Below are 26,812 nucleotides of genomic sequence, written 5' to 3'. Positions count from 1 at the left end.
CATGATCGTAGGGGGCGATTCCCGGCATACGATGGAGGGCTATGTCTTCTCCCGTGATCTCCTATCCCCCCGAGCTGCCGGTCAGTGCGGCGAGGACCGAGATCGCCGACGCCATCCGCGACCATCAGGTCGTGATCGTCGCCGGTGCCACGGGATCGGGAAAGACCACGCAGCTGCCGAAGATCGCTCTCGAGCTCGGGCGCGAGCGCATCGCGCACACCCAGCCCCGTCGCCTGGCCGCACGCACCATCGCGGAGCGCGTGGCCGAAGAGCTGCAGGTCGAGCTCGGCACGCTCGTCGGCTACAAGGTGCGCTTCACCGACAAGGTGTCCGACGCCACGCGCATCGCCCTGATGACCGACGGCATCCTCCTCAACGAGATCCACCGCGACCGTCTGCTCACTCGCTACGACACGATCATCATCGACGAAGCGCACGAGCGCTCCCTCAACGTCGACTTCCTGCTCGGCTACCTCGCCCGCATCCTTCCGGAGCGTCCGGATCTGAAGGTGATCATCACCTCCGCGACGATCGATCCGGAGAGCTTCGCGAAGCACTTCGCCGCTCCCTCGGAGACCGGCGGCGACGGAACCCCCGCCCCGATCATCGAGGTCTCCGGCCGCACCTATCCGGTGGAGATCCGTTACCGCGGGCCGGTCGAGGATGCGGACGACGAGAGCTCGCCTGCCGAGCCGGAGGACGAGGTGTCGGCGATCGTCTCCGCCCTGCGGGAGCTCGACCGTGAACCGCCGGGAGACGTGCTCGTCTTCCTCCCCGGTGAGGCCGAGATCCGCGACGCCGCGGACGCGGTGCGCGGCGCCTACGCGAACGACCGCTCCCCCACCGAGGTGCTGCCGCTGTTCGGCCGCCTCTCCGCCGCCGACCAGCATCGGGTGTTCGAACGCAGCAGGGTGGCCGGCGTGCGCCGTCGGGTGATCCTCGCCACCAACGTGGCCGAGACGAGCCTCACCGTGCCCGGCATCAAGTACGTGATCGACACCGGCACGGCGCGCATCTCCCGCTACAGCAACCGCTCCAAGGTGCAGCGGCTTCCGATCGAGCCCGTCTCGCAGGCCTCGGCCAACCAGCGTTCCGGTCGCGCAGGCCGTACGAGCGACGGCATCGCGATCCGCCTGTACTCAGAGGACGACTACGACAGGCGGCCGGAGTACACCGAGCCCGAGATCCTGCGCACCTCGCTGGCCTCGGTCATCCTGCAGATGCTGTCGCTGGGCTTCGGCGACATCACGGCGTTCCCGTTCCTCACCCCGCCCGACTCCCGTGGGGTGAAGGCCGCGTTCGACCTACTCACCGAGCTCGGCGCCGTCGAGGCGTCGCGCAGGGACGGATCCCCGCACCTGACCCGCATCGGCCGCGCGATCTCGCGCATGCCGATCGATCCGCGGTTCGCACGCATGCTGATCGAGGCGGGGCGCCCTTCGACGGGCTCGGCGCCCCATTCGTCTGTGACACGCGACGTGCTCGCGATCGTCTCGGGCATGACGATCCAGGACGTGCGGGAGCGGCCGGAAGAGCGTCGGGAGGAGGCCGACCGCCTACATGCGCGGTTCGTCGACCCGACCAGCGACTTCCTGACCCTGCTGAACCTGTGGAACCACCTGCGTGAACAGCAGCGCGAGCTCGGTTCGAGCGCGTTCCGTCGACTCTGCCGCTCCGAGCACCTCAACTACGTGCGGGTGCGCGAGTGGTTCGATGTGCACCGCCAGCTCCGCACCCTCGTGAAGACGAACGACCGTGACGGGGAGGGCGGGGGCGCCAGCGACCCCGATGCGATCCACCGCGCCCTGCTCTCCGGCCTGCTCTCGCAGATCGGCATCCTCGACGAGCGCACCGCCCCCGCCGGCAAGACGCACGCCCCCGCGAAGGAGCAGAAGGGTCGGCGCATCGCGGAGTATCGCGGAGCCCGAGGGATCCGCTTCTCGATCTTCCCCGGCTCCGGGCTGCGCAAGAAGAGCCCGCGCGCGGTGATCGCCGCCGAGATCGTCGAGACCTCCCGCACGTTCGCACGCACGGTCGCCGCGATCGATCCGGCCTGGGCCGAACCCCTCGCCGGGGATCTGGCCAAGCGCCAGGTGACCGAGCCGCACTGGTCCAAGGATGCGGGGGCCGCTGTCGCGTTCGAGAAGGTGACGCTCTTCGGGCTCGAGATCATCCCGCGCAGGCGCGTGCAGTTCGCGCGCATCGACAGAGCCGCCTCACGCGAGCTGTTCGTGCGGCACGCGCTGGTCGAGGGCGAGTGGGATCCGACGCGGATCGACAAGAGGGTGAGTGCGTTCTGGCGCAGCAACGCCGAGCTGCGCAAGCGCCTCGAGAAGCTGGAGGAGCGCGAGCGCCGCCGCGACATCCTCGCGGGCGACGAGGCCGTGTTCCGTTTCTACGACGAACGCATCCCCGCCGAGGTTTTCGATGTGCGCTCGTTCGAGAGCTGGTGGCGCGAGGCCATGGCGGCCACGCCGAAGCTGCTCGTGATGCGCGAGAGCGACCTGATCGACGACGAGGAGCGCGCGGATCAGCGCGAGTTCCCGACCCGGTGGACGCAGGGCGATCAGGTGCTCGGCCTCGCCTACCGATTCGAGCCGGGCGCCGACGACGACGGAGTGAGCGTCGTCGTGCCCCTGCCCCTGCTCGCCCAGATCGAGGATCGCGGCTTCGACTGGCAGGTCCCCGGCCTGCGTGCCGAGCTCGTGACCGGTCTGCTGCGCGCTCTCCCCAAGGCCATCCGTCGCCACGTGGTGCCCGCGGCCGACTGGGCGGAGAAGTTCGGTGCCGAGCTCATCGACGAGGGGCCGGAGTCGCACGGCGGTCTGCCCCCGCGCACGCTCAAGGAAGCCCTCGCCCGTCGCATCCAGCCGCTCGCCAATCAACTGGTCTCCGCCGCCGACTTCGACGATGAACGGGTGCCCCCGCATCTGCGCATGAACTTCCGCGCCGTGGACGAACGCGGCAGGATGGTCGGCTCCGGACGCGATCTGCGTGCCCTGCAGACGCAGCTCTCCGACCGCGCTCGCAGCAGCGTCGCCCGCTCGATCGCCGCCCCTCCCCGCTCCGGCGCCCCCGGCGCGAAACGCGGCACCCCGGGCGAGGGCGTCGAACGCATCGCCGCCGCGTCGCTCGAGCAGACCGGTCTCACGGCCTGGACTTTCGGGGAGCTGCCGGAGGTGCTCGACACCCGCGTCGCCGGAGGGGTGGTCCGCGGCTACCCGGCCGTCGTCGATCAGGGCAAGACGGTGTCGGTGCGTGTCGAATCCACCCCCGACGCGGCGGCAGCGGCGACGCGCGACGGCGTGCTGCGGCTCGTGCTGCTGGGCGTTCCCTCTCCGTCCTCGTACGTGCAGGAGCACCTCACGAGCCAGGAGAAGCTGGCGCTCGCAGCCTCGCCGTATCCCTCAGCGGCCGCACTCATCGAAGACTGCCGCGCGGCAGTGGCCAGAAAGGTCATCCAGAGCCTCGTGCCGGAAGGGATCGTGCGCAACGAGGCCGATTTCGACCGGGTGCGGGACGCGGTCTCCGCCGTGCTCGTCGACGAGCTGTTCACCTGCGTGTCGCTGGTCGCACGCATCCTCACCAAGTCCCGGGACGTCGAGCGCGGCATCAAGTCGCAGAACTCGCTGGCCCTGCTCGGACCACTGAACGACATCCGCACCCAGCTGAGCGGCCTGCTGCACCCGGGATTCGTCTCCGCCGCGGGAGCCGAGCGCCTCGCGCACTTCCCCCGCTATCTGGAGGGGATGCTGGACCGCTTGAAGACTCTGGCGAGCGAGCCGGGCAAGGACCGCGCGCGCATGACCGAGTACGAGCGGATGGCGAAGGCGTTCGAAGACGCGGGCGGCACCATCCCCCTCGCCCCCGACGCGACGCCCGCGCTCGTCGAGGTGCGCTGGCTGCTCGAGGAGTATCGCGTGAGTGTGTTCGCACAGCGTCTGGGCACCGCGCAGCCGGTGTCGCCTCAGCGCATCATGAAGGTCCTCTCCGGCCGCTGACCCGAGACCGGTTCCCGCGTACCCCGGGTAGCCTGAACGCATGGCTCGCGCGATCGTCTACACCGAAATCGGCTCCCCCGCTGTCCTCCACCTGATCGAGATCCCGGATCCGGTCGCCGCACGCGGTGAGGTCGTCGTGCGGATCGAGGCGGCGGGAGCGAACCCGATCGACGCCAAGCTGCGGGGCGGCAAGCGCCCGTCCCCGCCGATCACCGAGCCGCGTCCTGTCGGCTTCGACGGCGCCGGCATCGTCGAGGTGCTGGGCGAAGGGGTCGACGATCTCGCCGTCGGCGACCGGGTGGCCATCCGCGACGGGAACGGCACCTACGCCTCGGCGCTCGCGATCGCGACCGAGAAGCTCGCGAAGCTCCCCGACTCGGTCACGACGGCCGAGGGCGCCGGGATCGGCATCCCCGCGGGCACCGCCTACCAGTCGCTGCGCTCGCTGGGAGTGACGGAGGGCGACGTGCTGCTGGTGCACGGCGGTTCCGGATCCGTCGGCCAGGCCGCCGTGCAGTTCGCCGTCGCCTGGGGTGCCACCGTGATCGCCACAGGAAGCCCCGCCCGCCACGACCAGCTGCGCGAGCTCGGGGCGATCCCCGTCGCCTACGGTGATGGTCTGCTCGACCGGGTGCGAGCCGCCGCTCCGTCACCCGTGACCGTGGTGCTCGACTGCGCCGGCACCGATGAGGCGATCGAGGCGTCGCTGGCGCTCGTCGCCGACCGTGAGCGCATCGCGACGATCGTGCGAGGGCCGGATGCGGCATCCTTCGGCATCCGGGCGTTCTCCGGCGGCTCGCCCGTCCCGCTGACCACGCAGGAGCTCGCGTGGCGCGCCGAGGCCCTGCCCGAGACGATCGCCCTCCTCGACGCCGGCGACTTCACGATCGAGCTCGGCCCTCAGCTGCCGCTCGCCGAGGCGGCGCAGGCCCATGAGCTCATGGAATCCGGCGCCGCCTCGGGCAAGATCATCCTGCTTCCGTAGCGCAGAGCGGCTGCTTCTGTAGCCGAGAGCGAGGGTCAGGCGGGAGCGACCGGTCGACCGATCGACAGCATCAGGCGGTTCGCCCAGTTGAAGAACGCCGCGCCGTGGATGACATCAGCGACCTCCAGGTCGTCGAGTCCTGCCGCCCGCAGCCGGGCGATCTCGTGCTCCCCGAATGTGCTCGGAGTGTCGGTGAGCGCGACCGACGCGGCCACGATCGCGTTCCAGCGCTCGCCGAGATCGGCGTCGACCCCCTCGTCCAGCAGCAGGTCGACGTCCTCGACCCGCTTGCTGTGGTGCGCGGCGAAGCGGGAATGCACCGAGGCGCAGAACACGCACCCGTTGCGCCGTGATGCTGCGGTCGCCGCCAGCTCGCGGTCGGCGCGCGGCAGACCCTCGGCGACGTTGTAGAAGATGTCCTTGTCGACGAGTGTCCGCGCCTTGAGCACCTCGGGGTCACGGGCCAGCAACCGGAAGTAGTCGTTCTTCGCCCGCGCGGCATCGACGAGTCCGTCGTAGTGCCGTGGCGTCAGCTCCTCCTCCGCGAGGGGCTCGAGATGCGGGACCCAGCCCACCTCTCCGCGGGTGAAGGCGTGCGGGTGCGGGGCGTCTTCGTGCCGGAGCACGGTCTGCGCGGCGGTCATGCGGCCTCCTCCTCGGAGATCTCGGTCTGGGCGGTGAGTCCTGCAGCGGCGAGCGCACGGAGTCCGGTGACGACCCGCTGCTGGAAGGCGAGGAACGACACCAGCTGGGACAGCGTGACGATCCCCTCGGTCGACCACCCGGCATCGAGCAGTCGCCCGAGATCGGCGCCCGACGCTTCACGGGGCCGGAACACGAGCAGGTGCGTGTGCGCGAGGGCTGCGGCGAGGCGCTCGCCGATGACGGCGGTCACGGCACCATCGGGCTCATACCGTTCGCCCTCCGTGTTCTCGGACTGCAGGCCGAGTTCGGTGTAGGCGCCGAACGGACCGCTCGTCGACGCCCCGGCTGCCTCGGCGAGCACTGCTCCCGCCCGCTCCGGATCGGCCTCGCGTGCGCGGGCGGCATAGAACGCCGCTGTCGCATCGTCGACGCCGGCGAGTCCGGTGGCGAAGGCTGCGACGAGCTCGCGCTCCGCCTGCGACACATGCGCGACCGTGACCGGTCGGAAGAGGGCGTCGAAGCTCGCCTGCAGCTGCTCTCTGGTGACCGGACGGCGGCGGCGCAGCTCGTCCAGCTCCGGCGTCACCCCCACGATCCGGTCCACGGTGTCGTCGGTGAGGACGGTGTCGTCCGTAAGGACGTTGTCGTCGGTCATGCGTTCTCCTTGATCGTCTCGGTGTTTGCTGTCTCCGCGATGGCGTAGCCGAGGGCCGGGGCGACCTCGTCGGCGAACAGTGCGATCGAGCGCAGCACGTGCTCGTGCGGCGCATCGACCGAGTGCACCTGGAAGGCCACCTCTGTCGCGCGGGTGAGGGTGGCGTCGGCGGCGAGCGACTCGGCAACCTGCTCTGGCGTGCCCAGATGCGTGTCGAGCGCGGCTATCAACTCGTCGATGTCGTCACCGGGGATGGTCTGGCCCTGCCGACGGAAGCCCTCCGCCGCCCGACGCAGACCGACCTCGGCGAACCGCAGAGCCTCGGCGCGGTCATCCGCGACGAACACGGTGCGCGAGGCGGTGATCCGCGGAGTCACCCCGACCGGCAGTGCCTCGAGGTACGCGTCGATGATCGGGTCCTGCAGCTCGGACAACGGGGCGTACAGGCGGTCGGGCCTGCGCGGCTGAGTGCGGGAGAGCAGGAGCCCGTGCCCGTGGATGCCGGCGCGGTGACCGCCGGGAGCGGAGAAGGTGGCCTGCCACACACGGTCGGCGAGGTCTCCCGCATCCGGGTAGAGCGTGTTGCCCGCGCCGACGTCGCGACCGGCGAGGCCGTCGAGGAGCGTGCGCAGCTTGCGGTCGTAGGTCACTGCCTTGTCTCGCACATCCTCCCCGAACGGCACGAACGACGACGGGGTGCCGCCGCTGCCGAGGCCCAGATCCACTCGCCCCCCGGAGAGCAGATCTGCGACCACGGCATCCTCGGCCACCCGCACCGGGTCCTCCAACGGCAGGGTGATCACGCCGGTCCCCAGTCGGATGTCACTCGTGACGGCGGCCGCGTGCGCGAGGAACACCAGCGGCGACGGCAGACCACCCTCGGCCGCGTGGAAATGATGCTGTGCGACCCAGGCTCTCCCGATCCCGTGGCGCTCCGCCTGCTGGATCTGCGAGGTGGCGAGCGCATACCTCTCGGCAGGAGACGCGTCGTCGAGCAGACGCGTGAAGAACGCGACGGTGGGCCCGGTCGAAGGGGCGGATCCGGTGGTCATACGACGATCTCCGTTCGTCCGGGGACCGCTGCCAGCAACTCCCTGGTGTACTCGTGCTGCGGGTCGCGGAAGAGGTCTTCCGTCTGCCCCTCCTCCACGATCCGGCCGCGGCGCATCACCGAGACCGTGTGACTGATCCTGCGCACGACGGCGAGGTCGTGCGAGATGAACAGGTAGGTGAGCCCGAGCTCCGCCTGCAGCGAGGTGAGCAGTTCCAGGATGCGCGCCTGCACGGTCACGTCCAGCGCCGACACCGCCTCGTCGAGCACCACGACCTCGGGATCGATCGCGAGGGCCCTCGCGATCGCGACACGCTGCCGCTGTCCGCCCGAGAGTTCGCGCGGGGTGCGCCGCGCGACGTCGGACGGGAGCGCGACCCGGTCGAGGAGAGCGAGCGCGCGTTCGCTGCGCTCGGCGCGAGATCCGACGTGGAAGTTCTGCAGCGGCTCCGCGACGATGTCGACGATCTGCTGGCGGGGATCCAGCGAGGCGAACGGGTTCTGGTAGACGAGCTGCACACGGCGGCGCAGCGCTCGCAGCTGCTCGCGCTTCGCGTGGGTCACGTCTTCTCCGGCGACCTCGATGGTCCCGGCTTCCGGCTGATGGAAGCGCGTGACGAGTCGCGCCGTCGTGGTCTTCCCCGACCCCGATTCGCCGACGAGCGCGTGGGTGGTACCACGGCGCACCCGGAACGAGACGTCGTCGACAGCGCGGAACCGCTCCCGGCCGGCGACGCGGAACTCCTTCACAAGCCCTTCGGCGACGATCGCGTACGGGTTCTCCGCGGCGACGGCTGCGGCATCCCGCAGGAACGGCGGGGCGTCCGGACGCCGGAAGCCGGTCGTGAACGCGGGAGCATCGGCGAGCAGCTGACGCGTGTACGGGTCCGTCGGTGCGGCGAGCACCTCCTCGCTCCGCCCCTGCTCCACGATCCGGCCGTCCTTGAGCACGACGAGTCGCTCCGCCCGATCGGCGGCAACGCCCAGGTCGTGGGTCACGAGCAGGATGCTGGTGCCCTCCTCGCGCTGCAGCTCGTCGAGCAGATCGAGCACCTTGCGCTGCACCGTGGCGTCGAGGGCGCTGGTGGGCTCGTCGGCGATCAGCAGGCGGGGTCGCAGGGCGATCGCGGTCGCGATCAGCACACGCTGCCGCATGCCTCCGGAGAGCTCGTGCGGATACTGACGCGCCCGCAGATCCGGGTCGTCGATACCGACACGGTCGAGCAGCTCGACGGCCCGTGCACGACGCGAGCGCCGATCCCGATGCCCGTGCAGGCGCAGGATCTCCTCGACCTGCTTGCCGACCGGACGCACCGGGTCGAGGGAGGTCGTCGGATCCTGCGGGACCAGGCCGATCTCCGCACCACGGATGCCGCGCAGCGCACGATCGGACCACCCGGAGATGTCGAGGTCGCCCAGGACGACCGTCCCGCCGTCGACCCTGCCCCCTGCGGGGAGGAGCCCGAGGAGCGCGTGGGCGGTCGTGGACTTGCCCGACCCCGACTCCCCGACGAGGGCGAGGGTCTCCCCCTCGCCGATCTCGAAGGAGACGCCGTGCACGACTTCACGACCCCCGTAGGAGATGCGCAGATCCGATGCGGTCAGAACGCTCATCGCGTGCCCCTTCCGATGCGGTGGCTGATGCGGTTGGCGCTGAGCACGACCGCGACGACGATGAGACCCGGCAATGCCGTGAGCCACCAGGCGGTGCCCACGTAGTTGCGGCCCTCGGCGATCAGCAGTCCCCATTCCGGGGTGGGTGGCGGAGCGCCGTAGCCGAGGAACCCGAGCGTCGAGATGGCGAGGATCGCCGTCCCGAACTGCAGGGCGGCGAGCGCGACGATGGGGGTGAGGGAGTTGGGAAGCACGTGTCGACGCAGCACGGCCAAGAAGGTGGCACCGCTGCCGAAGGCGGCCTCGACGTACTCGGTGCGCCGCACCCGGGCGACCTCGGCGCGCATCAGCCGCGCGAACGCCGCGACGCTGCCGAGTCCCACGGCGAGGGCGGCGTTGACCGTGCCGAATCCGAGCAGGATGATCACCGAGAGGGACAGGAGCAGCCCGGGAATCGCGAGCAGCACGTCGACGATGCGCATCAGCACGTCGTCCACCACCCCGCCCACGGCTCCGGCTATCGCGCCGAGAACCGTGCCGAGGGCGAGACCCACCGTGACGGCGATCAGCGCGCCCGAGAGCGAGTGCACGGCACCGTGCACGACACGGCCGAACAGATCACGGCCGAGGGTGTCGGTGCCGAACCAATGCGCGGCACTCGGCGGCAGCAGCTTGTCGGCCGGCACACCGGTGAGCGGGTCGCCGGGCACGAACACGCCGGGGATGACCGCCCACAACACAGCGACGGCGACCACGGCGAACGCGAGATACAGCCCCCAGGCGCGGCCGCGCAGACGGCCAGGGCGGCGAGGGGTCCGCGGAAGCTCGGGGACGGTCGGTGTCGGCTCGGAGTCCGGTTCGACACTCGTCGCAGCGATCACGGGAGCGGTCATGCGGGCACCTCCTGAGGCGCGGGGCGGGCGGCGACGGACGCGGTGGAGCGCGCGACCGCGCGCTGACGTGGGTCGATGAGCGGCGTGACGAGGTCGACGGCGAAGCTGATGACGACGAAGCCGAGCGCCGAGAGCAGCACCACACCCTGCAGCACCGGGATGTCCTGGTTCGCGACGGCCTGCTCGGTGAGACGGCCGATGCCCGTGCGGCCGAACACCGTCTCGGTGACGACGGCCCCCCCGACGAGTTCCCCGAACAGCACGCCCGCGATCGTCAGGGTCGGCACGGCGGCGTTGCGGGCGACGGAGCGCGTGAGCACCCACAGCGGCGGGGCCCCCTTCGCCCGGACCACCGTGACGAACGGCTGCGCCTGCACCTGATCGATCGCGCGGACCAGCACCTGCGCCAGCGGAGCCGAGATCGGCACGGCGAGGGTCAGCACGGGCAGGATGAGTCCGCTCACCGGGTCGGCCCCGACGATCGGCACCCAGCCGAGCCCGAACGAGAACACCTGGATGAGCAGGATGCCGAGCCAGAAGACCGGCACCGCGACGAAGAGACCGGGCACCTGACGAAGTCCGTCGCGAAGCCAGGCGAACGGGGCGAGCGAGGAGAGTCCGGCGATCAGCACGGCCAGGAGCAGAGCGACGAGGAGCCCGAGGGACGCGAGCAGCAGCGTCGCGGGGAGCGCCTCCGCGAGCATCGTCAGCACGGGCGTGCCGAACTGCGTGGAGTAGCCGAAGTCCCCGGCGAGGAACCCGAGCCCCGCGTGCACGTACTGCTCCCACCACGGCAGATCCGTGCCGTAGGTGGCTCGGATGCTGTCGAGCTGATCCGGGGACAGCCCGAGGCTGGGGTCGGAGAACTTGATCAGGATCGCATCGCCCGGCAGCAGCTGCAGCAGGAAGAAGGTGGCCGTGAAGGCCGCGATCAGAACGATCGCGGCCTGCCCGGCTCGTCGGAGGACGAAACTCATCGACGCACCATCCCGATCAGTGCTCGGCGAGCCAGACGCCGGAGAACGTCGGGCGTCCGACCGACTCGAAGGCGACGCCGTGCACGTAGGTCGCGGTGCCGTACACCTGCGGCTCCTCGAAGAGCGGGATCACGTAGGCCTGCTCGGCGATGTAGTCCTGCACGGCCTGAGATGCGGCGACGCGCTTGTCGGCGTCCGGCTCTGAGGCCACGGCGAGCAGCAGGTCGTCGAGCTTCGCGTCCTTCGAGATCAGCACATCGCGGTTCTTCGTGAAGTACTGGCTCTTGATCACGTCCAGATCCGCGCGTCCGACCATCGAGTGGTAGAAGCCGGTCTTGAGCGGGTCGCGCGTGTCCTCAGCGTAGCTTCCGGCATCACCGGGCTTGACCGAGAGCTCGACACCCACCTTCGCCAGCTGCTGCGCCACGAGCTCCAGGGTCTGCTTCGACAGCGGCTGCGGCTTCGCCTCGTACACCGTGATCGAGAGGCGCTCGCCATCCTTCTCGCGGATGCCGTCGGCGCCGGGCTCCCAGCCGGCCTCGTCGAGCAGCTTCTCGGCCTTCTTCGGGTCGTAGGCGTAGTGCTTCGACTCGTCCTTGTAGCCGAGCGCCTGGGAGGAGAGCACCGACGTCGCCACCGGGTAGTTCTCGGTGAACAGCGTGTCGACGACCTCCTGCGCGTTCACCGCGGCGATGATCGCCTGCCGCACGCGGATGTCGGTGAGCAGCGGATTCTCGGGACGCAGGGCGATCGAGTTGTTGACGCCGCGGGTCTGCGGCGCGTAGAGGGTGAAGCCGGCTGCCTCGACGCGGTCCTCGTCGAACGCCTGCACGTAGCGCACGTAGTCGGCCTGGCCCGCGAGCAGCGAGCCGATCCGCACCGAGTCTTCGGGGGTGATCAGCACGTGCACGGCGTCGAGGTACGGGCGACCGTCATTGTCGACGCTGTCGGGTCCCCAGTCGTAGTCGTCGCGCGCGGTGAGCGTGTACTCGGTGCCGAGCTTCTCCCCCGTGACCGTGAACGGACCGGACCCGATGATCTCGGCGGCGTTGCCCGCGCCGAAGTCCTCGATCGTGCCGTCGAGCGTCTCCGGCGACAGCAGACCCGAGTTGATGGTCGAGGTCGCCTGCAGGAACCCGGGGGACGGTGCGGAGAAGTGGAACGTCACGGTGTCGTCGTCGACGACCTCGCAGCTGGCGTAGTTGTTGATCGCCTCGGAGACGGTCAGGCCCCGTTCCGCATCGCCCAGGCCGTAGGTGTCGAAGTTCTTCTTCACTGCCGCGGCGTCGAGCACCGTGCCGTCCGAGAACGTCACGTCGGGGTTCAGGTTGAACGTGTACTCGGTCGCGTCGTCGTTCACGGTCCAGTCGGAGGCGATCCACGGCTCGATCTCGAGCGTGTCAGGGTTCTGCCAGGTCAGGCGGGCCGCGATGTTGTTCACGATGCCGCCGTTGGGGTAGAAGCCGGCCTGCGGCGGATACAGGTTCGTGTACGCCTGGTGCTCGAGGTACGTGAGCGTTCCACCCTTTACGGGGTCGCCGCCTTCGGCGGGAGAGTTCGCCGGGGCGGGCGTCGACGCGCAGGCGGCGAGGCTTCCCGCCAGGATGAGCGGCACCGCGATGGCGGCGGCGCGGAGGAGGCGACGGTTCATGGGTGGGTCTCCAGGTTTCGGGTGTGATGCTTCGGGTGAGGTACTGTGTGTCGAGATGCCGTGCGTTGAGGTGACTTCACGGTAGGAATCAGGGGCGGGAACGCGCGACCCGGGCGACGCCGGTCGTCATGCGTCGACATACGACGTAATGCGCAGGCGGTCGCGGAGTGTGGTCCCGTCGCCCTGCTCCTCGCTTCGCAGCAGCCCGCGACGGCGCAGCTCCGGCGCCGCGTTACGCGTGAACGCCTCGAACTGCGCCGGTTGGAAAGCCGACAGCACGTTGAACCCGTCCGCCCCGCCTTCCTCCCGCCAGGTCTCGAAGTGATCGGCGATGGTTCCCGCGTCACCGACGACGAAGGCGGCCGGCACCGCGTGCGCGGCGACCAGGTGCCGCCAGGTGAGGGGATCGGCGGTCGCGCCCCCGGAGACGTCCAGCCCGGCGATGAGGGCGAGACGTTCGATCAGCACCGCACCGCGCTCCCCCAGCCGGAGTGCTTCCGCGGCAGTCACCGGCGCATCGAAGGTGGCGGAGCGCAGCGGGTCGTCGACCGGAACGTCGAACGCGTCGGCGAGCGCGGCGATGCTGCGGTTCAGCGGGAACGCCGTCCGCGCCGCCTGGTGCCCCTCGGCGAGCGGCACCAGGGCGAGCAGCCGCTCCACGATGCGACGAGCATCGGCATCCGTGTCCGCGACGACCGGGAGCACCGGCGCGATCACCTTCAGCGCATCGGGCGAGCGTCCGGACTCGGCGGCGATGTCCCGCAGCAGCCGTCGTGTGGCGATGGCGTCCGCCAGCGTCGGTGCGGCGGTCAGGGCGAGATCGGCCTCGGTCGCCGCGAGCGCCCTCGACCGCGGCGATGTGCCGGCATGCACGATCGGGATCCGGCCCTGCGGAGGTCGAGCGACGTTGAGCGGCCCGGCGACCCGCACCTGAGCGCCCTGCAGCTCGGCGGCGCGCAACCCCTCCGGATCGATCAGCACCCCACGATCGGCGTCGGCGATCCAGGCGTCCTCGCCCCACGAATCCCACAGCCGGCGCAGGGCTTCGACGAACTCCTCTGCCCGGTCGTAGCGGGTCTCGTTGTCGGCGTGCGCGTCGCGACCGTGGTTGCCGGCCGCGCGCGGCTCGGCGCCGGTGACGAGGTTGATACCGGCACGGCCGCGGGTGAGCACGTCGAGCGAGGCGAGCGACCGCGCGGTCGTGTACGGGTCGGCGTAGGTCGTGTTCACCGTGGCGATCAGGCCGATCCGCGAGGTCACCCCCGCAAGGAAGAGCACAGCGCTCACGGGGTCGATGCGCGCCAGCAGATACGGATCGCGGAACTCCAGGTCCGGCCCCGTGGCGAGCCAGTCGCCGAAGAACAGATAGTCGAGCCCGGCATCCTCTCCCTCTCGCGCGATGTGCCGCAGGATGTCGGCGTCTCTCGCAGGGTCGCGGTGCGCCCCTGGCTGCCGCCAACCCGAGGGATACGCGCCGAGGGTGCGCACCATGGCGCCGATGATGAGGGGTTCGGTCATGCCCGTCACGGTAGGAGCCGCTCCCCACCCGCTGCCATGGCGTCGATGCCGGGCGTCACGGAATGTAACAGTCCGTCACACCCGGAGCACCCCCTACGCTGAGACCATGACAGGTCTTCGGTGGGGAATCCTCGCGACCGGCGGAATCGCCGGCGCATTCGCGTCCGATCTGCGAACCGCGGGGCTCGACCTCGTGGCCGTCGGATCCCGGTCACAGGAGTCGGCCGACGCGTTCGCCGCCCGCTTCGACATCCCCCGCGCGCATTCTTCGTATGAAGACCTCGTCGCGGACCCCGATGTCGACATCATCTACGTGTCGACACCGCACCCGATGCATCACGAGAACGCCCGCCTTGCCCTCGAGCACGGCAAGCATGTGCTCGCCGAGAAGGCGTTCACCCTGAACCGCGCCGAGGCGGAAGACCTGCAGGCGCTCGCCGCCGAGCGCGGTCTGCTGGTGATGGAGGCGATGTGGACGCGGTACCTGCCGCACATGGTCCGCATCCGCGAGCTCATCGCCGACGGCGCCCTCGGTGAGATCCGGGCCGTGAGCGCCGATCACACCCAGCTGCTGCCCTCCGACCCCGCGCATCGGCTCAACGCCCTCGAACTCGGTGGCGGCGCCCTGCTGGACCTCGGGATCTACCCGATCTCCTTCATCTGGGACATCCTCGGCGCACCGACCAGCATCCGCGCCGTCGGCCGCCTCATCGAGACGGGAGCCGACTCCGAGGTCGCCACGGTCATGACCCACGACGGCGGTGCGGTCTCGACCAGCCTCTCGTCGTCGCGGGCTGCAGGCCCCAACGTCGCGAGCATCATCGGCACGGCGGCCCGCATCGACATCGACACCGTCTGGTACAGCCCGACCACGTTCCGCCTCGTCCTGCCGGACGGCACGGTGCAGGAGAGCTACACCTCCGAGGTCGAGGGCCGTGGCATGCAGTTCCAGGCGCTCGCCGCAGAGCGTCTGGTGAGCGAAGGCACCCTCGCGGGCGACATCCTGCCCATCGCCGAGAGCGTCGCGATCATGGGCACCCTCGACGAGATCAGGGCGCAGATCGGCGTCCGCTACCCCCGCGAGGAGGTGTGAGCATGGCCGAGACCACCGATGCCCGCGTCGCCGTCTACCTCGACTTCGACAACATCGTCATCTCCTGGTACGACCGGGTGCACGGTCGCAACGCCTACGGCAAGGACCGTCAGCGGATCAGCGAGAACCCGAACGACCCCGAGGTCACCGAGCGATTGAGCCGGGCGATGATCGAGGTCGGCGCCATCATCGACTACGCGGCCTCGTTCGGCACGCTCGTGCTCACCCGCGCGTACGCGGACTGGTCCTCCCCCGTCAACGCCGTGTACCGCTCGCAGCTCGTTGCCCGCGCTGTCGACCTCGTGCAGCTGTTCCCCGCCGCGGCGTATGCCAAGAACGGCGCCGACATCCGGCTCGCCGTGGATGCGGTCGAGGACATGTTCCGCCTCCCCGATCTCACCCACGTCGTGATCGTCGCGGGGGACAGCGACTACGTGCCCCTGGCTCAGCGCTGCAAGCGCCTCGGCCGCTACGTGATCGGCGTCGGGGTGTCTGGCTCCACAGCCAAGTCGCTGGCCGCCGCGTGCGACGAGTTCGAGTCGTACGACTCGCTGCCCGGTGTCGTGCGCCCCTCCAAGCCGGTCGCCGCCGCGGCCACTCCCGCGGTCGAGGCGCCGACGCCGGTGGCGGAGGCTGTCGCCGAGACGGTGACGGAGACCGCCTCGAAGCCGAAGGCCGCCTCGAAGCGATCGCGCTCCAAGGCCGCCCCGAAGGCGGAGGAAGTGCGGGTCGAGGACAAGGTCGACGATCAGGAGGTGGCGACGCAGCTGCTGGAGCGCGCGCTCCGTCTGGGGCACGACAAGGCCGACGCCGACGAGTGGCTGCACAGCTCCGCGGTCAAGACGCATATGCGTCGCATGGACCCGTCGTTCAGCGAGAAGGCACTCGGCTACCGGTCGTTCTCCGACTTCCTGAAGTCCCGCGACGACATCGCGGAACTCGAGGAGACCGGGCACGAGCGTCTCGTCCGCCTGCTCGAGCCCTGAGAGTGGTTCGCGACGTGGCGGCCAGGACGCGGTGATCCGCTCCTGGCCGCCACGTACGGCCGGTGTCAGAGCGTGGCTTCGAACGGGTCGAAGTCCGCGGCGATCGACCCCACCTGATCGAGGGTGCTCTCGACCTCGACGAAGCTCCGCGCCTCGGCGGCCTCCTCGATCGAGAGCAGGGTGTCGAGCACGTGGTAGCCGAACTCGCCGGTGGCGACGTGTGGACGCCCCGCGGCGATCGCCCGCGCCATGTCGAGCAGCCCGACGCCGCGACCGGACAGCACGCCCTCCTGCTCGACGTCGATGATCTGCTGCTGCACGGGCTCCGGCGGGATGAACAGACGTGTAAGCGGACGGGTGATCGAGATCGCGCCGCCGAACGTGTTCGGATCCGGGATCACGATCGTGCCCTCGGTGCCGGTGATCTCGACGATGCCCTGGCGGACGACGGGTGAGTCGGTGCTGTACAGGCTCTGCGCCTGCCCACCCTCCTCGAACGCCATCAGCACGCTGAGCGTCGAGGGGATCTCGACCGGGAACTCCTGACCTGCGAGTTCACCGACCTGCACCCGGCGCGTGGGAGAGCCCTGCAGTCCGAGTGCTGCGACCGAGGCGACAGGCCCGAACACGTGCACGAGAGCCGACACGTAGTACGGTCCCATGTCGAGCAGCGGTCCGCCGCCCTTGGCGTAGAGGAACGCGGGATTCGGGTGGAAGATCTCCGGCCCCGACCACTGGAACGTGGTCTGCGCGAACAGCGGACGCCCGATGTCGCCGCGCGCGATCGCCCGCTTCGCCGTCTGCACGCCAGGACCGAGGACGGTGTCGGGGGCGACGCCGACGCGCAGGCCCGCCGCGTCCGCTTTCTGCAGCAGGCCGCGGGACTCCTCGCGGCTCACACCGATCGGCTTCTCGGTCCAGACGTGCTTCCCCGCCGCGATGATCGCCTCGGAGACCTCCACGTGCACGGCCGGGATCGTGAGGTTCACGACGATGTCGATCTCCGGATCCTGGAGCACCGTGTCGACACCGCCGGCACGAGGCACGCCGTACTTCTCGGCCTGCGCCTTGGCGCGCTCCTCGAGCAGGTCGCCGATCGCGACGACGCGCACGTCGGGGAACGTCGTGAGGTTGGACAGGTACTGGTCGCTGATGTTCCCGGCACCGATGATGCCGACGCCCACCGCCATCAGGCCGCCACCTTCTCGTCGAGGTAGACCCGGCTGCGCTCGATGGCGTCGAACAGGTCTCCCTCGTAGTGATCGAACTCGACGATCGCGAGCTCCAGCGCCGGCGCTGCCGCGATGGCCTCGATCAGCGGGACGTTACCCTCACCGGCGGCCACCTGATCGGCGGGCGGATACGCTCCCGCGAGAGCGGGGTCGAGTGTGCCGTCCTTCGCGTGCACGGCGATCACCCGACTGCCCAGACGCTCCAGCAGCGCGACGGGATCGACGCCGCCACGGGCCACCCAGTACAGGTCGACCTCGAGCACGACGCGGTCGTCGAGCAGCCCGGCGAGGACCTCCAGGCCGGTGACGCCGTCGAACACGGCCTCCAGCTCGTGGGCGTGGTTGTGGTATCCGACCCGCACACCGACGGCCGCACCGATCTCCGCGGCCTCGTTGAGCAGTCGCGCCGTCTCCTCGATCTGCTCGATCGACTCCCAACGCGCCGGTTCGGTGTAGGGGTCGATGACCGTGTCCATGCCGAGCACCTTCGCCGCGGCGAAGACCTCGGCCGGGGAGGGGACGGGCACCGTGGTGCCGCTGCCGTCGGGGTTGACGAACGACGGCGACGCCAGGAAGGCGTGTCCGGAGGGGGCGACCAGACCGGCGGCGGTGAGCGCGGCTGCGAGGGGCTCGGCGCGTCGCACGAAGTCATACGGCTCGACGGCCGTGAAACCGCGGGCTGCCACCGCCTGCAGGGAGGATTCGAGGTCGGCCTCCAGCTCGTCCTTGATGGTGAACAGCTGCAGGGAAGTCCGAATCGTCATCGGTCGTGCTCCTTCGGTCATCGGTGACGTGGCGGGACCGGTGTCCCGTTCAGGCACGCTATCACCAAATACCTCCACGCGGAAGTTTTGAATCGCTAGACTGCCCTCATGCCCCTCGACACCCCCGAACCCCCGGAGCCTCCACGGCAGCGCGGGGCCTACGCGAAGGGGATCGCCCGTCGGCAGGAGATCCTCGACCGTGCCATCGAGGTGTTCGCCGAACGTGGCGCCGACCGCACGAGCCTGCGGGCCATCGCGCGCGAGGTCGGGGTCACGCACGCGGCTCTCACCCACTACTTCGGCTCCCTGGAGGAGCTCCTCGTCGCGGTCTACGAGGAGAGCACCGTACCGTCGCGCCAACCGAGCTCTCCCCCGCCCGACGCGACGCCGGTGGAGATGATGATCGAGTCCGCGCGGCTCAACCGTGCGATACCCGGTCTCGTGCAGCTGTACTCGACGCTCGTCGCCACGGCGCTCGAGGAGGGCCATCCGGCGGCGCGCACGTTCGCCACCGCTCGCTTCACGCGCCTCCGCGCCCGACTCGCCGACGTCGTCCGACGCCAGCAGGAGGAGGGGAGGATCCGCGACGACCTCGACGCTGATGCGGTCGCGGCCCTGGTGGTGGCGGCGTCCGACGGCCTGCAGACGCAGTGGCTGCTCGACGAGTCCGCTCCTCAGCACGAGGCGCTCGCCCTGCTCGATCGGCTGCTGCGACCAGGAGCCTGACGACGGGTGGACCGCGGTGCGGGGCGATGCGAAGCCGAGGCTAGGCTCGAACCGTGACGCCCGTGCCGCAGTCCCCGTACGTCAGAGCACTCGGCGAGCGCATGGCCGACCTGCACCCCCGACTGCGCCTGTACTTCGCACCGATCCCGGACGGAACGACCGGCGTCGGCGAGGGGGTGTTCGAGCGAGTGGGCACTCCGCGTCGATGGCTGTGGCCGTTCCTCCGGGTCCTCGAACGACGCGGCGTGGTCGCTGCGGGGTGGGAGCGAGAGGTGCCGTTCCGCGTCGAGAACCGCACCATCGCGTCCAGAGCGCTCAGTGAGCGGACCTTCTTCTTCGGCCGTGGCACGTGGACCATGCGAGACGCCGTCGCACTCACCCGCCATGGCCGCGTCGTCGACGAGCTCGGCGAACCGGGCCTCCTCGCCGTCTGCTTCGACGTCGAGGTACGTCAGGGCGCACTGCACCTGACGAGCCGAGCCGTCGGACTTCGCTTCGGTCGCCTCCGGGTGCGGATCCCCCGGCCCGTGGCACCTGTCATCCGCCTCACCGAGCGCTTCGACGACGACCTCGATCGGCAGCGCATGGCCCTGACCGTCGATGCGCCGTTCCTCGGCCGCCTGTACGAGTATCGGGGAGAGTTCGCCTATCGCATCCAGCATCACGAGAAGGAGCAGACCGCATGAGCACAGGACGGGTCGTCATCGGCGGTTCCACCGGGTTCATGGGGCGCTTCCTCGTGCCCCGGTTCCGCGCGGAGGGGCGCGAGGTCGTCACGATCTCGCGTTCAGGCGCCGACATCCGCTGGGGCGATCAGGTGGAGATCGATCGCGCCGTCGACGGTGCCGCCCTCGTGATCGGATTGGCCGGCAAGAGCGTCAACTGCCGTTACACCCCAGAGAACCGGGCGGAGATCTTCCGCTCCCGCCTCGACACCACCGCGTCGCTGAGCACCGCGATCACCCGGTCCTCCGCACCTCCCGCGCTCTGGATCAACTCCTCGACGGCGACGATCTATCGCCACGCGGAGGATCGTCCGATGACCGAATCGACGGGCGAGGTCGGCAGTGGGTTCTCGGTCGAGGTCGCGAAGGCGTGGGAGAAGGCGCTGTTCGCCGACGAGCTCCCCGCCACCCGCCGCGTCGCCCTGCGCAGCACGATCGTGCTCGGCCACGGCGGCGTGCTCGGCCCGGTGAGAGACCTGGCGCGGTTCGGGCTCGGCGGGTCCCAGTACGACGGACGATGGCCGGTCAGCGCGGCTCGGCGCGCTGCGGGCACGGGACATCTCCCCGGCGCGCGTCGTGGCCGCCAGCGTTTCAGCTGGGTGCACATCGAGGATGTCGCGCGCATCATCGACTTCCTCGAGCGGAATCCGGCGCTCGAGGGCCCCGTCAACGCTGCCTCTCCGCATCCGGTGGACAACGTCGAGTTCATGGGGACGGTGCGGCGGGCCCTCGGAGCGCGGATCGGGGTTCCGATGCCTCGATGGATGCTGGAGCTCGGAGCCATCGGCATGCGCACCGAGACCGAGCTGATCCTGAAGAGCCGGTGGGTGCTGCCGGAGAAGCTCACAGCGGCCGGTTTCGAATTCCGATATCCGTTCCTGGAGGACGCGATCCGCGAGTCCTTCGACCTCCTGCCGGTAGATCAGGGGCTGCCGGCCGCCTAAGAGGTGCCGGCTGGCGCGTCGCCGTCGGCCCCGCGCTTCTTCTCGATCTCCTGGCGCAACCGCCACTCCTCGATCTCACGGTCGAGATCCGCGATCTGCTGCTCGGTGGTTCTCGTGTCCCTCGGTGGCGCCGGACGCACGTCGGTCGGCGCCGCGGGCCGCTCAGCTCGTCGCATCCGCGGCATCTGTATGCCGGACTCCCCGTACTCGCGGCCGAGACCGAACCAGAGCAGGCCACCGATCAGCGGCAGCAGTATCACGATGATGATCCACGCCAGTTTCGGCAGGAACTTCACCAGCGAGCTGTCCCGCGTGATGATGTCGATCAGCGCGCCGATCATCAAGGCGATGACGAGGAGCGAGAACAGGAACGACATGAGTTCAGGGTAGACGACGCCGCGACGGACCGCAGGGGTCTACGGAAGCAGGTGTCCGCCGGCACGGAACAGTTCGTACCACTCGGGTCGGGTGAGCGCGACATCGGCACCGGCTGCCGCATCACGCACCCGCTCGGGCGTCGTGGTTCCGAGGACCACCTGCATGCCGGCGGGGTGGCGGGTGATCCAGGCGGTCGCGATGGCGATCGGGGTGACGTCGTGCACCGCCGCGAGGCGATCGATCACGGCGTTCAGCTCCGCGTAGGCGGGGTTGCCGAGGAACACCCCGTGCGAGAAGCCGTCCTGGAACGGCGACCATGCCTGGATCGTGATCCCGTTGATACGGCAGTACTCCACGATGCCGCCGCCATCGCGCACCAGGCTCTGGTCATAGCCGGCCATGTTGGCAGCGACCGGCTGCGCGATGATCGGTGCGTGCGTGATCGACAGCTGGAGCTGATTCGCCACCAGCGGCTGCCGGACTGCGGTGCGGAGCAGATCGATCTGACGCGGGGTGTGGTTCGAGACGCCGAACGCCCTGACCTTTCCCGCGCTCTCCAGGTCATCGAACGCGCGGGCGACCTCCTCGGGCTCGACGAGCGCATCGGGGCGGTGGAGCAGGAGCACATCGAGGCGGTCGGTCCGCAGAGCAGCGAGCGAACCCTCGACCTGGGCCACGATGTGCTCGTAGGAGAAGTCGAACATCCCCTGCGAGGGCACGATGCCGCATTTCGTCTGCAGCACGATCTCGTCGCGCTCGGAAGAGGTCAGCTGCAGCGCCTCGGCGAACCGCGACTCGCAGTGGTGCATGCTGCCGCCGTAGATGTCCGCATGGTCGAAGAAGTCGATGCCCGCAGCCCTCGTCGTGTCGTAGAGGCGGCGGATGTGCGCGTCGTCCTTGTCGTCGATGCGCATCATGCCGGCGATCACGGCGGGGGCGGTGGACGATCCGAACGACACTGTCTTCATGCCCCCACGCTATCGCCAGGCACGGACACGGCGGTCCGGCACAGCAACCGTCAGGAGTCGTCGCCTGCCGCTCCCGGAAGAAGCGCGGTGACCGGGATGCCGAGCACATCGGCGATACGCACGAGGTCGACGACGGTGAAGTCCTCCCTGCCGTCGAGAAGCTCCCCCAGGGCGTCAGGGCCGATACCCGAACGCTCCGACAGCTCGGAGAAGGACACCCCGGCGTGAAACCGTGCTCCGTCGACTTCCGATGCCAGCAAATGACGCAATTCCGTCCCCATACGCCTACACTAGCGCCACGAACGGACACGCATGGGGGTCGAATGGGCCAGAATGGCGGCATTCTGGCGTCGTCGCGCTGCTATGGTGAGCCGGGTGAAGACACCTGCAGAGGAGTTCAACGAGGCCGTCGGTCGCCAGATGCGCGCGGAGATCGCCGCCTCGCGGAGCAGCATCGCCGCGATGGCGCGCAGCATCGGCATCGCCCGAAGTGCACTCGACAACTACGTGACGGGCAAGCGAGCGATCCCGGTACCCGTCGTCTACGCGGTCTGCGCCGACCTCGGCGTCGAGCCCCATGTCCTGCTCGCCCGCGCGGAAGAGCGCCTCAGAGCCGACGGCGAGACCACAGCGCGCATCACGCCGATCCGGCGCACCCCCGATGTCGCCGGCCCCCGCGAAGATAGCCGTGAGGTCGCCTTCGAATCCGGCGTCCGGCACGACGCCGACACCGACGACCTCTACGAGTAGGCCGATACCGGCTTCCGTCCGCGAGACGTCACGAGGAGGAGAGAATGCACCAGCTCCTCCACCTCGCCGACGCACAGCGGGTGCGCGTGGTCGAGCGGCCCGGCCGCACCCGCGGGGGCTACGACCCCACCACGCGCACGATCCGCCTCGCTCCGGGGATGAGCGCCCGCACGACCCGCAGCGTGCTCGCCCATGAGCTGGGGCACGCCTGCCTCGGCCATTTCCCCCCGACGACATCGGCCACACGAACGCAGCAGGAGCGTCAGGCCGACGAATGGGCGGCGTCCCGCCTGATCACGCCGCGGGCGTATGCCGAGGCGGAAGAGGTGCGCGGGCCGCACCTCGCGAGTCTCGCCTTCGAGCTGGACGTCACCATCGAGTTGGTCGAGGCCTACCAGCGCCTGCTGCGTCAGAGGCCCCTCGTCACTGCTGGTTGAATATCGGCATGGCCTTCCTCGTCACCCCCGCCCCCGTCACCCTCTCCGGCGAGCTCGTGGAACTCCGACCTCTCGATCGATCGCACATCGACGGACTGATCGAGGCCGTGCAGGAGGATGGCCTCTGGAAGACGGCGTGGTACACCTCGGTCCCCGCACCCGATGGCGTGGCGGCGGAGGTCGAGCGACGGATCAGCCTCACCGAGAAGGGCGAGATGGTCCCCTTCACCACCTTCGACACCAACGGTCGCATCCTCGGGCTCACGTCGTACTACGACATCGTGGCCGACGTACCCCGACTGCACATCGGCTTCACCTGGAATCGACCGTCCGCGCACGGCTCGGGCACGAACGCCGAGTCCAAGCTGCTGCTGCTGCGTCACGCCTTCGAGACCCTCGGAGTCTTCCGCGTCGGCCTCACCACGCAGTGGGTCAACTTCCAGTCGCGGGCGGCGATCGAGCGCCTCGGCGCGAAGCAGGACGGGGTCATGCGGGCGATGAGCCGCTACCGCAACGGCGCGCTGCGCGACAGCGTGGAGTACTCGATCATCGAACCGGAGTGGCCTGCTGTCAGGGCGAACCTCGAGGCGAGACTCGCCAGACGACGCTGACGTCGACATCGGGAAGCCGGATCCCATACCGGTACTTTGCGCGAGAATCCTCGCCGGATGCGTGTCCTCGAACGCGATCGCCGCCATGATTCATGGAGCCTGTGCCGGAATTCGCACAGGAGGTCGGGCGCAGATCGCGTCCGCGTCGCTTCGCCCGGAGAGGTATCGCATGGCCGACCCCACATCCCGCGTCCCCCTCGATCCCGAAGACGCACGCGAGAACGAGCGCGAGCTCACGGGTGATCGCACCCTCGCGGTCGCAGACTTCTCCAACGAGGAGGCGGGGTATCACAAGACACTCAAGCCCCGCCAGATCCAGATGATCGCGATCGGCGGCGCGATCGGCACGGGGCTGTTCATGGGTGCGGGCGCACGTCTCGCATCCAGCGGCCCTGCGCTCATCCTCGTCTACGCCCTCTGCGGTTTCTTCGCGTTCCTCATCCTCCGCGCGCTCGGCGAACTCGTGCTGTACCGCCCTTCCTCGGGCTCCTTCGTCTCGTACGCGCGAGAGTTCTACGGTGAGAAGCTGGCGTTCGCGAGCGGCTGGCTGTACTTCCTGAACTGGGCGATGACCTCGATCGTCGACGTCACGGCCGCCGCGCTCTACGTCAAGTTCTGGGCGCAGTACTGGGAGCCGCTGCAGGTCGTCCCCCAATGGCTCATCGCCCTCGTCGCTCTGGTCGTCGTGCTGTCGCTCAACCTGGTCAGCGTGAAGCTGTTCGGCGAGATGGAGTTCTGGTTCGCGATGATCAAGGTGACCGCTCTGGTCGTCTTCCTCGTGGTCGGGACCTGCTTCATCATCTTCAACGGCACCACGGATGTCGGAGTCACCGGGATCGCCGTCATCGCCGACAACGGCGGCGTGTTCCCGATGGGTTACTTCGCCCCGATACTCGCCATCTCGGGTGTCGTGTTCGCGTACGCGTCGATCGAACTCGTCGGCACCGCCGCCGGTGAGACCTCAGAGCCCGCGAAGGTCATGCCCAAGGCCATCAACACAGTCGTGGTGCGGATCGCCGTCTTCTACGTCGGCTCGATCCTGTTGTTCTCGCTTCTGCTGCCGTTCGACGCGTACAAGGCCGGGGAGTCGCCCTTCGTCACCTTCTTCACCCACATCGGATCGCCGCACACCGGAGCGGTCGCCGGGTCGGTCATGAACTTCGTCGTCCTCACCGCAGCGCTCTCCAGCCTCAATGCGGGCCTCTACTCCACTGGTCGCATTCTGCGATCCATGTCCGTCAACGGCTCGGCGCCTCGCTTCACGGCGAGGATGAGCGCGAACGGCGTCCCGTTCGGCGGCATCCTCCTCACCGCCTCGATCACGCTGATCGGGGTCGGCATCAATGCCCTCTGGCCCTCGCAGGCCTTCGAGATCGTGCTGGAGGTCTCAGCGATCGGCATCATCGGTGGCTGGGCGACGATCATCCTGTGCCAGCTGAAGATGCATGCGCTCGCGAAGAGAGGACTTGTGCAACGCTCGTCGTTCCGGATGTTCGGAGCCCCCTACACGGGTTACCTGACCCTGGCGTTCCTGCTGTTCGTGCTGGTGTCCATGGGGTTCTCCGAGACCGGGCGTTGGGTGCTGGCTTCGCTCGTGCTGCTCGTCCCGGCACTCGTCATCGGATGGTTCGCCGCGCGCGACAAGATCGCCGAGGCTGCCCGGGCACGGGAAGGCTTCACCGGCGTCCTGCCGGTCGTCGCCGGGCGCCAGGCAGCGGAGTCGTTGCGGCGCAAGAAGTCCTGAGGCGACGACGCGCCACGGGGGTTACTCGGTGGCGTTGCCCGACCAGTTGTTCGAGCGACGAGTGGCCGAGCCACCCTGACGGAGGAGGAAGGCCATGGCCAGGGTCACCAGCAGAAGACCGCCGCAGAAGGCGAGCGCCTGGAACGCCGGCAGCCCGAAGGAGATGCCCATCAGCAGGATGCCTCCGATGAAGAGGATCATGAAGAAGAGGAAGCTGAGGATCACGGGATCTCCTGTCGTCGGTGCCGTCTACCAGGATAGCCCGGACTGGGAAACCCCCTGTGCACGTTCTTCGAGGTCTGGTGTGCTCGGAGCATGAACACTCCCCTCACCGCCGTCGCCATCTCCTTCACCCTCAAGCCGTCTCCCGCGTCGTCCAGCTCCGACCTCCTCGCGACGCAACTCCTCGACGCCCTGGCAGAGCACGATGTCACCGGCGACCTCGTGCGCGCCGTCGACTTCTCGCTGAGCCCTGGGGTCGAGAAGGACATGGGTGACGGTGACGAATGGCCGCGGATCCGTCAGCAGGTGCTCGACGCCGACATCCTGGTCTTCGTCACGCCGACCTGGATGGGTCAGCACTCGAGCGTCGCGCAGCGCGTGCTCGAACGCCTCGACGCTGAGCTCGGCGAGACCGACGAGGACGACCGTCCCATCCTGTTCGACAAGGTGGCCATCGCCGGTGTCGTCGGCAACGAGGACGGCGCCCACCACATCGCGGCGATCCTGTTCCAGTCGCTGAACGACATCGGGTTCACGGTGCCTGCGCAGAGCTCTGTCTACTGGAACGGCGAGGCGATGCAGACCACCGACTACAAGGACCTCGAGGAGACTCCCGAGAAGGTCGCGTCCGCGATCAGCACTGCCGCCAGGAACGCCGCTCACCTGGCGCGGTTGCTCAAGGCGCAGAAGTACCCCGCGGAATGACGTCGATCAGGCCGTGAGGTCGAGGGCCCATTCGTTCACGGTCATCTCGGCGCCACGGAACTGGTCCGTGACCGTGCCGTGCAGCGTGAAACCGTTACGTCGGCAGACTCCGTTTGAGGCGGAGTTCTCGATCGCGGGACAGGCCATCAGGAGCCGCCGCGGCTCGGGGTGCGCACGGGCGTCGTCTATCAGGAGGGCGAGGGCTTTCGATGCGACCCCGCGCCCCTGCGCTTCGGGTCGGACGAACCATCCGGTCTCCCATGCCGGCTCATCCCTCCACACGACCGGCCAGTAGCCGATCGACCCGAGCGACATCCCCTCCTCGTCTTCGACGACGAACATCCGCGCTTCCCCGGAGGCGACCAGGCGCAGGTAACGGGCGTGGCGCTCCGTGATCTGGTCGTCGGTCTCCGGCCCGTTGAGGTGCGCGGTCATCTCCGGGGTGTTGGCGGCATGCAGCAGCTCGAGGTCGTTCTCGGACCAGGTCCGGAGTCTGAGGGTTTCCATGCACGGATCTTGCCACGGGCCGCCGACATC

The 26,812-nt window shown here is 69.3% G+C and carries 27 protein-coding genes; 12 read left to right on the top strand and 15 right to left on the bottom strand.

What is annotated here, in order from left to right; genetic code table 11:
• Positions 1-41: 41 nt before the first annotated feature.
• Both hrpA and FFS56_RS08560 read left to right on the top strand, forming a co-directional pair.
• Positions 42-4,001 (top strand): ATP-dependent RNA helicase HrpA, encoded by a 3,960-nt coding sequence (gene hrpA, locus FFS56_RS08565; RefSeq protein ID WP_127012472.1) that lies wholly within the window; start codon positions 42-44, stop codon positions 3,999-4,001.
• A gap of 40 nt (positions 4,002-4,041) precedes the next feature.
• A complete protein-coding gene (locus FFS56_RS08560; RefSeq protein WP_046749741.1) occupies positions 4,042-4,986 on the top strand; it encodes an NADP-dependent oxidoreductase in 945 nt (314 codons plus the stop codon).
• A gap of 35 nt (positions 4,987-5,021) precedes the next feature.
• Here FFS56_RS08560 and FFS56_RS08555 read toward each other — a convergent pair whose 3' ends face one another.
• From FFS56_RS08555 to FFS56_RS08520, 8 genes are all read right to left on the bottom strand, one after another.
• The gene (locus tag FFS56_RS08555) at positions 5,022-5,630 is read right to left on the bottom strand and encodes an alkylhydroperoxidase domain protein (protein ID WP_046749742.1); all 609 of its coding nucleotides are present in this window, start codon (positions 5,628-5,630) and stop codon (positions 5,022-5,024) included.
• Entirely contained in the window at positions 5,627-6,286 is a 660-nt protein-coding gene (locus tag FFS56_RS08550) for a CMD domain protein (RefSeq protein WP_046749743.1), read from the bottom strand. The genes FFS56_RS08555 and FFS56_RS08550 overlap by 4 nt, the downstream gene beginning before the upstream one ends.
• Positions 6,283-7,338, bottom strand: coding sequence for a putative FMN-dependent luciferase-like monooxygenase (locus FFS56_RS08545; protein WP_046749744.1), 1,056 nt, complete (start codon positions 7,336-7,338; stop codon positions 6,283-6,285). The genes FFS56_RS08550 and FFS56_RS08545 overlap by 4 nt, the downstream gene beginning before the upstream one ends.
• Positions 7,335-8,951 (bottom strand): ABC transporter ATP-binding protein, encoded by a 1,617-nt coding sequence (locus tag FFS56_RS08540; protein ID WP_046749745.1) that lies wholly within the window; start codon positions 8,949-8,951, stop codon positions 7,335-7,337. The genes FFS56_RS08545 and FFS56_RS08540 overlap by 4 nt, the downstream gene beginning before the upstream one ends.
• Positions 8,948-9,844 (bottom strand): ABC transporter permease, encoded by an 897-nt coding sequence (locus FFS56_RS08535; RefSeq protein ID WP_127012473.1) that lies wholly within the window; start codon positions 9,842-9,844, stop codon positions 8,948-8,950. The genes FFS56_RS08540 and FFS56_RS08535 overlap by 4 nt, the downstream gene beginning before the upstream one ends.
• A complete protein-coding gene (locus FFS56_RS08530) occupies positions 9,841-10,821 on the bottom strand; it encodes an ABC transporter permease (protein ID WP_046749747.1) in 981 nt (326 codons plus the stop codon). The genes FFS56_RS08535 and FFS56_RS08530 overlap by 4 nt, the downstream gene beginning before the upstream one ends.
• A gap of 16 nt (positions 10,822-10,837) precedes the next feature.
• Positions 10,838-12,472, bottom strand: coding sequence for a TIGR04028 family ABC transporter substrate-binding protein (locus FFS56_RS08525; protein ID WP_046749748.1), 1,635 nt, complete (start codon positions 12,470-12,472; stop codon positions 10,838-10,840).
• 126 nt (positions 12,473-12,598) lie between these two features.
• Positions 12,599-13,990, bottom strand: coding sequence for an NtaA/DmoA family FMN-dependent monooxygenase (locus FFS56_RS08520; protein ID WP_127012474.1), 1,392 nt, complete (start codon positions 13,988-13,990; stop codon positions 12,599-12,601).
• A gap of 106 nt (positions 13,991-14,096) precedes the next feature.
• Between FFS56_RS08520 and FFS56_RS08515 the strand changes: the two genes are divergently transcribed.
• A complete protein-coding gene (locus FFS56_RS08515; RefSeq protein WP_046749750.1) occupies positions 14,097-15,083 on the top strand; it encodes a Gfo/Idh/MocA family oxidoreductase in 987 nt (328 codons plus the stop codon).
• Positions 15,084-15,085: 2 nt separating this feature from the next.
• Positions 15,086-16,069 (top strand): NYN domain-containing protein, encoded by a 984-nt coding sequence (locus tag FFS56_RS08510; protein ID WP_137771913.1) that lies wholly within the window; start codon positions 15,086-15,088, stop codon positions 16,067-16,069.
• 65 nt (positions 16,070-16,134) lie between these two features.
• Here the strand turns inward: FFS56_RS08510 and FFS56_RS08505 are convergent, their stop codons facing one another.
• Both FFS56_RS08505 and FFS56_RS08500 read right to left on the bottom strand, forming a co-directional pair.
• The gene (locus FFS56_RS08505) at positions 16,135-17,259 is read right to left on the bottom strand and encodes a Gfo/Idh/MocA family oxidoreductase (protein ID WP_127012476.1); all 1,125 of its coding nucleotides are present in this window, start codon (positions 17,257-17,259) and stop codon (positions 16,135-16,137) included.
• A complete protein-coding gene (locus tag FFS56_RS08500) occupies positions 17,259-18,065 on the bottom strand; it encodes a sugar phosphate isomerase/epimerase (RefSeq protein ID WP_137771912.1) in 807 nt (268 codons plus the stop codon). Before FFS56_RS08500 ends, FFS56_RS08505 begins: the two co-directional genes overlap by 1 nt.
• A 108-nt stretch (positions 18,066-18,173) precedes the next feature.
• Between FFS56_RS08500 and FFS56_RS08495 the strand changes: the two genes are divergently transcribed.
• The 3 genes from FFS56_RS08495 to FFS56_RS08485 are packed head-to-tail and all read left to right on the top strand — an operon-like array spanning position 18,174 to position 20,460.
• Positions 18,174-18,791, top strand: a complete 618-nt coding sequence (locus FFS56_RS08495) for a TetR/AcrR family transcriptional regulator (protein ID WP_127012478.1) — start codon at positions 18,174-18,176, stop codon at positions 18,789-18,791.
• A 53-nt stretch (positions 18,792-18,844) separates the two neighbouring features.
• Positions 18,845-19,477: a DUF4166 domain-containing protein gene (locus FFS56_RS08490; protein ID WP_052748845.1), complete on the top strand. Its 633-nt coding sequence runs from the start codon at positions 18,845-18,847 to the stop codon at positions 19,475-19,477.
• On the top strand, positions 19,474-20,460 hold the full coding sequence (locus tag FFS56_RS08485; RefSeq protein ID WP_046749754.1) for a DUF1731 domain-containing protein: 987 nt from the start codon (positions 19,474-19,476) through the stop codon (positions 20,458-20,460). The genes FFS56_RS08490 and FFS56_RS08485 overlap by 4 nt, the downstream gene beginning before the upstream one ends.
• Here FFS56_RS08485 and FFS56_RS08480 read toward each other — a convergent pair.
• From FFS56_RS08480 to FFS56_RS08470, 3 genes are read right to left on the bottom strand one after another with little or no spacing between them, the layout of a single operon-like run.
• Positions 20,457-20,837: a PLDc N-terminal domain-containing protein gene (locus FFS56_RS08480; RefSeq protein ID WP_046749755.1), complete on the bottom strand. Its 381-nt coding sequence runs from the start codon at positions 20,835-20,837 to the stop codon at positions 20,457-20,459. The genes FFS56_RS08485 and FFS56_RS08480 overlap by 4 nt on opposite strands.
• A 39-nt stretch (positions 20,838-20,876) precedes the next feature.
• A complete protein-coding gene (locus tag FFS56_RS08475) occupies positions 20,877-21,806 on the bottom strand; it encodes an aldo/keto reductase (protein ID WP_127012479.1) in 930 nt (309 codons plus the stop codon).
• A gap of 50 nt (positions 21,807-21,856) precedes the next feature.
• Positions 21,857-22,087: a helix-turn-helix transcriptional regulator gene (locus FFS56_RS08470; RefSeq protein WP_220151143.1), complete on the bottom strand. Its 231-nt coding sequence runs from the start codon at positions 22,085-22,087 to the stop codon at positions 21,857-21,859.
• Between the two features lie 94 nt (positions 22,088-22,181).
• On the opposite strand from FFS56_RS08470, the gene FFS56_RS08465 reads away from it, so the two are divergent.
• From FFS56_RS08465 to FFS56_RS08450, 4 genes are all read left to right on the top strand, one after another.
• A complete protein-coding gene (locus tag FFS56_RS08465) occupies positions 22,182-22,556 on the top strand; it encodes a helix-turn-helix transcriptional regulator (protein WP_231589757.1) in 375 nt (124 codons plus the stop codon).
• A gap of 44 nt (positions 22,557-22,600) precedes the next feature.
• Positions 22,601-22,993, top strand: coding sequence for an ImmA/IrrE family metallo-endopeptidase (locus tag FFS56_RS08460; RefSeq protein ID WP_127012480.1), 393 nt, complete (start codon positions 22,601-22,603; stop codon positions 22,991-22,993).
• Positions 22,994-23,001: 8 nt separating this feature from the next.
• Entirely contained in the window at positions 23,002-23,604 is a 603-nt protein-coding gene (locus FFS56_RS08455; protein ID WP_127012481.1) for a GNAT family protein, read from the top strand.
• Between the two features lie 169 nt (positions 23,605-23,773).
• Positions 23,774-25,348, top strand: coding sequence for an amino acid permease (locus FFS56_RS08450; RefSeq protein ID WP_127012482.1), 1,575 nt, complete (start codon positions 23,774-23,776; stop codon positions 25,346-25,348).
• Between the two features lie 21 nt (positions 25,349-25,369).
• Here FFS56_RS08450 and FFS56_RS08445 read toward each other — a convergent pair whose 3' ends face one another.
• On the bottom strand, positions 25,370-25,573 hold the full coding sequence (locus FFS56_RS08445) for a hypothetical protein (protein ID WP_046749761.1): 204 nt from the start codon (positions 25,571-25,573) through the stop codon (positions 25,370-25,372).
• 90 nt (positions 25,574-25,663) lie between these two features.
• Between FFS56_RS08445 and FFS56_RS08440 the strand changes: the two genes are divergently transcribed.
• A complete protein-coding gene (locus FFS56_RS08440; RefSeq protein ID WP_127012483.1) occupies positions 25,664-26,275 on the top strand; it encodes an NAD(P)H-dependent oxidoreductase in 612 nt (203 codons plus the stop codon).
• Positions 26,276-26,281: 6 nt separating this feature from the next.
• Here FFS56_RS08440 and FFS56_RS08435 read toward each other — a convergent pair whose 3' ends face one another.
• Positions 26,282-26,782, bottom strand: coding sequence for a GNAT family N-acetyltransferase (locus FFS56_RS08435; protein ID WP_113681739.1), 501 nt, complete (start codon positions 26,780-26,782; stop codon positions 26,282-26,284).
• Positions 26,783-26,812 lie beyond the last annotated feature (30 nt).

Source organism: Microbacterium sp. Beta (assembly GCF_005502545.1).
Taxonomy (GTDB): Bacteria; Actinomycetota; Actinomycetes; order Actinomycetales; family Microbacteriaceae; genus Microbacterium; species Microbacterium oxydans.
This window is presented reverse-complemented; position numbering and strand designations above follow the sequence as displayed.

What these genes read in the sequence shown, in the direction of transcription:
- hrpA (WP_127012472.1), top strand. Translation starts at nt 42, where the DNA reads ATGTCTTCTCCCGTGATCTCCTATCCCCCCGAGCTGCCGGTCAGTGCG.
- FFS56_RS08560 (WP_046749741.1), top strand. Translation starts at nt 4,042, where the DNA reads ATGGCTCGCGCGATCGTCTACACCGAAATCGGCTCCCCCGCTGTCCTC.
- FFS56_RS08555 (WP_046749742.1), bottom strand. Translation starts at nt 5,630, where the DNA reads ATGACCGCCGCGCAGACCGTGCTCCGGCACGAAGACGCCCCGCACCCG.
- FFS56_RS08550 (WP_046749743.1), bottom strand. Translation starts at nt 6,286, where the DNA reads ATGACCGACGACAACGTCCTTACGGACGACACCGTCCTCACCGACGAC.
- FFS56_RS08545 (WP_046749744.1), bottom strand. Translation starts at nt 7,338, where the DNA reads ATGACCACCGGATCCGCCCCTTCGACCGGGCCCACCGTCGCGTTCTTC.
- FFS56_RS08540 (WP_046749745.1), bottom strand. Translation starts at nt 8,951, where the DNA reads ATGAGCGTTCTGACCGCATCGGATCTGCGCATCTCCTACGGGGGTCGT.
- FFS56_RS08535 (WP_127012473.1), bottom strand. Translation starts at nt 9,844, where the DNA reads ATGACCGCTCCCGTGATCGCTGCGACGAGTGTCGAACCGGACTCCGAG.
- FFS56_RS08530 (WP_046749747.1), bottom strand. Translation starts at nt 10,821, where the DNA reads ATGAGTTTCGTCCTCCGACGAGCCGGGCAGGCCGCGATCGTTCTGATC.
- FFS56_RS08525 (WP_046749748.1), bottom strand. Translation starts at nt 12,472, where the DNA reads ATGAACCGTCGCCTCCTCCGCGCCGCCGCCATCGCGGTGCCGCTCATC.
- FFS56_RS08520 (WP_127012474.1), bottom strand. Translation starts at nt 13,990, where the DNA reads ATGACCGAACCCCTCATCATCGGCGCCATGGTGCGCACCCTCGGCGCG.
- FFS56_RS08515 (WP_046749750.1), top strand. Translation starts at nt 14,097, where the DNA reads ATGACAGGTCTTCGGTGGGGAATCCTCGCGACCGGCGGAATCGCCGGC.
- FFS56_RS08510 (WP_137771913.1), top strand. Translation starts at nt 15,086, where the DNA reads ATGGCCGAGACCACCGATGCCCGCGTCGCCGTCTACCTCGACTTCGAC.
- FFS56_RS08505 (WP_127012476.1), bottom strand. Translation starts at nt 17,259, where the DNA reads ATGGCGGTGGGCGTCGGCATCATCGGTGCCGGGAACATCAGCGACCAG.
- FFS56_RS08500 (WP_137771912.1), bottom strand. Translation starts at nt 18,065, where the DNA reads ATGACGATTCGGACTTCCCTGCAGCTGTTCACCATCAAGGACGAGCTG.
- FFS56_RS08495 (WP_127012478.1), top strand. Translation starts at nt 18,174, where the DNA reads ATGCCCCTCGACACCCCCGAACCCCCGGAGCCTCCACGGCAGCGCGGG.
- FFS56_RS08485 (WP_046749754.1), top strand. Translation starts at nt 19,474, where the DNA reads ATGAGCACAGGACGGGTCGTCATCGGCGGTTCCACCGGGTTCATGGGG.
- FFS56_RS08480 (WP_046749755.1), bottom strand. Translation starts at nt 20,837, where the DNA reads ATGTCGTTCCTGTTCTCGCTCCTCGTCATCGCCTTGATGATCGGCGCG.
- FFS56_RS08475 (WP_127012479.1), bottom strand. Translation starts at nt 21,806, where the DNA reads ATGAAGACAGTGTCGTTCGGATCGTCCACCGCCCCCGCCGTGATCGCC.
- FFS56_RS08470 (WP_220151143.1), bottom strand. Translation starts at nt 22,087, where the DNA reads ATGGGGACGGAATTGCGTCATTTGCTGGCATCGGAAGTCGACGGAGCA.
- FFS56_RS08460 (WP_127012480.1), top strand. Translation starts at nt 22,601, where the DNA reads ATGCACCAGCTCCTCCACCTCGCCGACGCACAGCGGGTGCGCGTGGTC.
- FFS56_RS08455 (WP_127012481.1), top strand. Translation starts at nt 23,002, where the DNA reads ATGGCCTTCCTCGTCACCCCCGCCCCCGTCACCCTCTCCGGCGAGCTC.
- FFS56_RS08450 (WP_127012482.1), top strand. Translation starts at nt 23,774, where the DNA reads ATGGCCGACCCCACATCCCGCGTCCCCCTCGATCCCGAAGACGCACGC.
- FFS56_RS08440 (WP_127012483.1), top strand. Translation starts at nt 25,664, where the DNA reads ATGAACACTCCCCTCACCGCCGTCGCCATCTCCTTCACCCTCAAGCCG.
- FFS56_RS08435 (WP_113681739.1), bottom strand. Translation starts at nt 26,782, where the DNA reads ATGGAAACCCTCAGACTCCGGACCTGGTCCGAGAACGACCTCGAGCTG.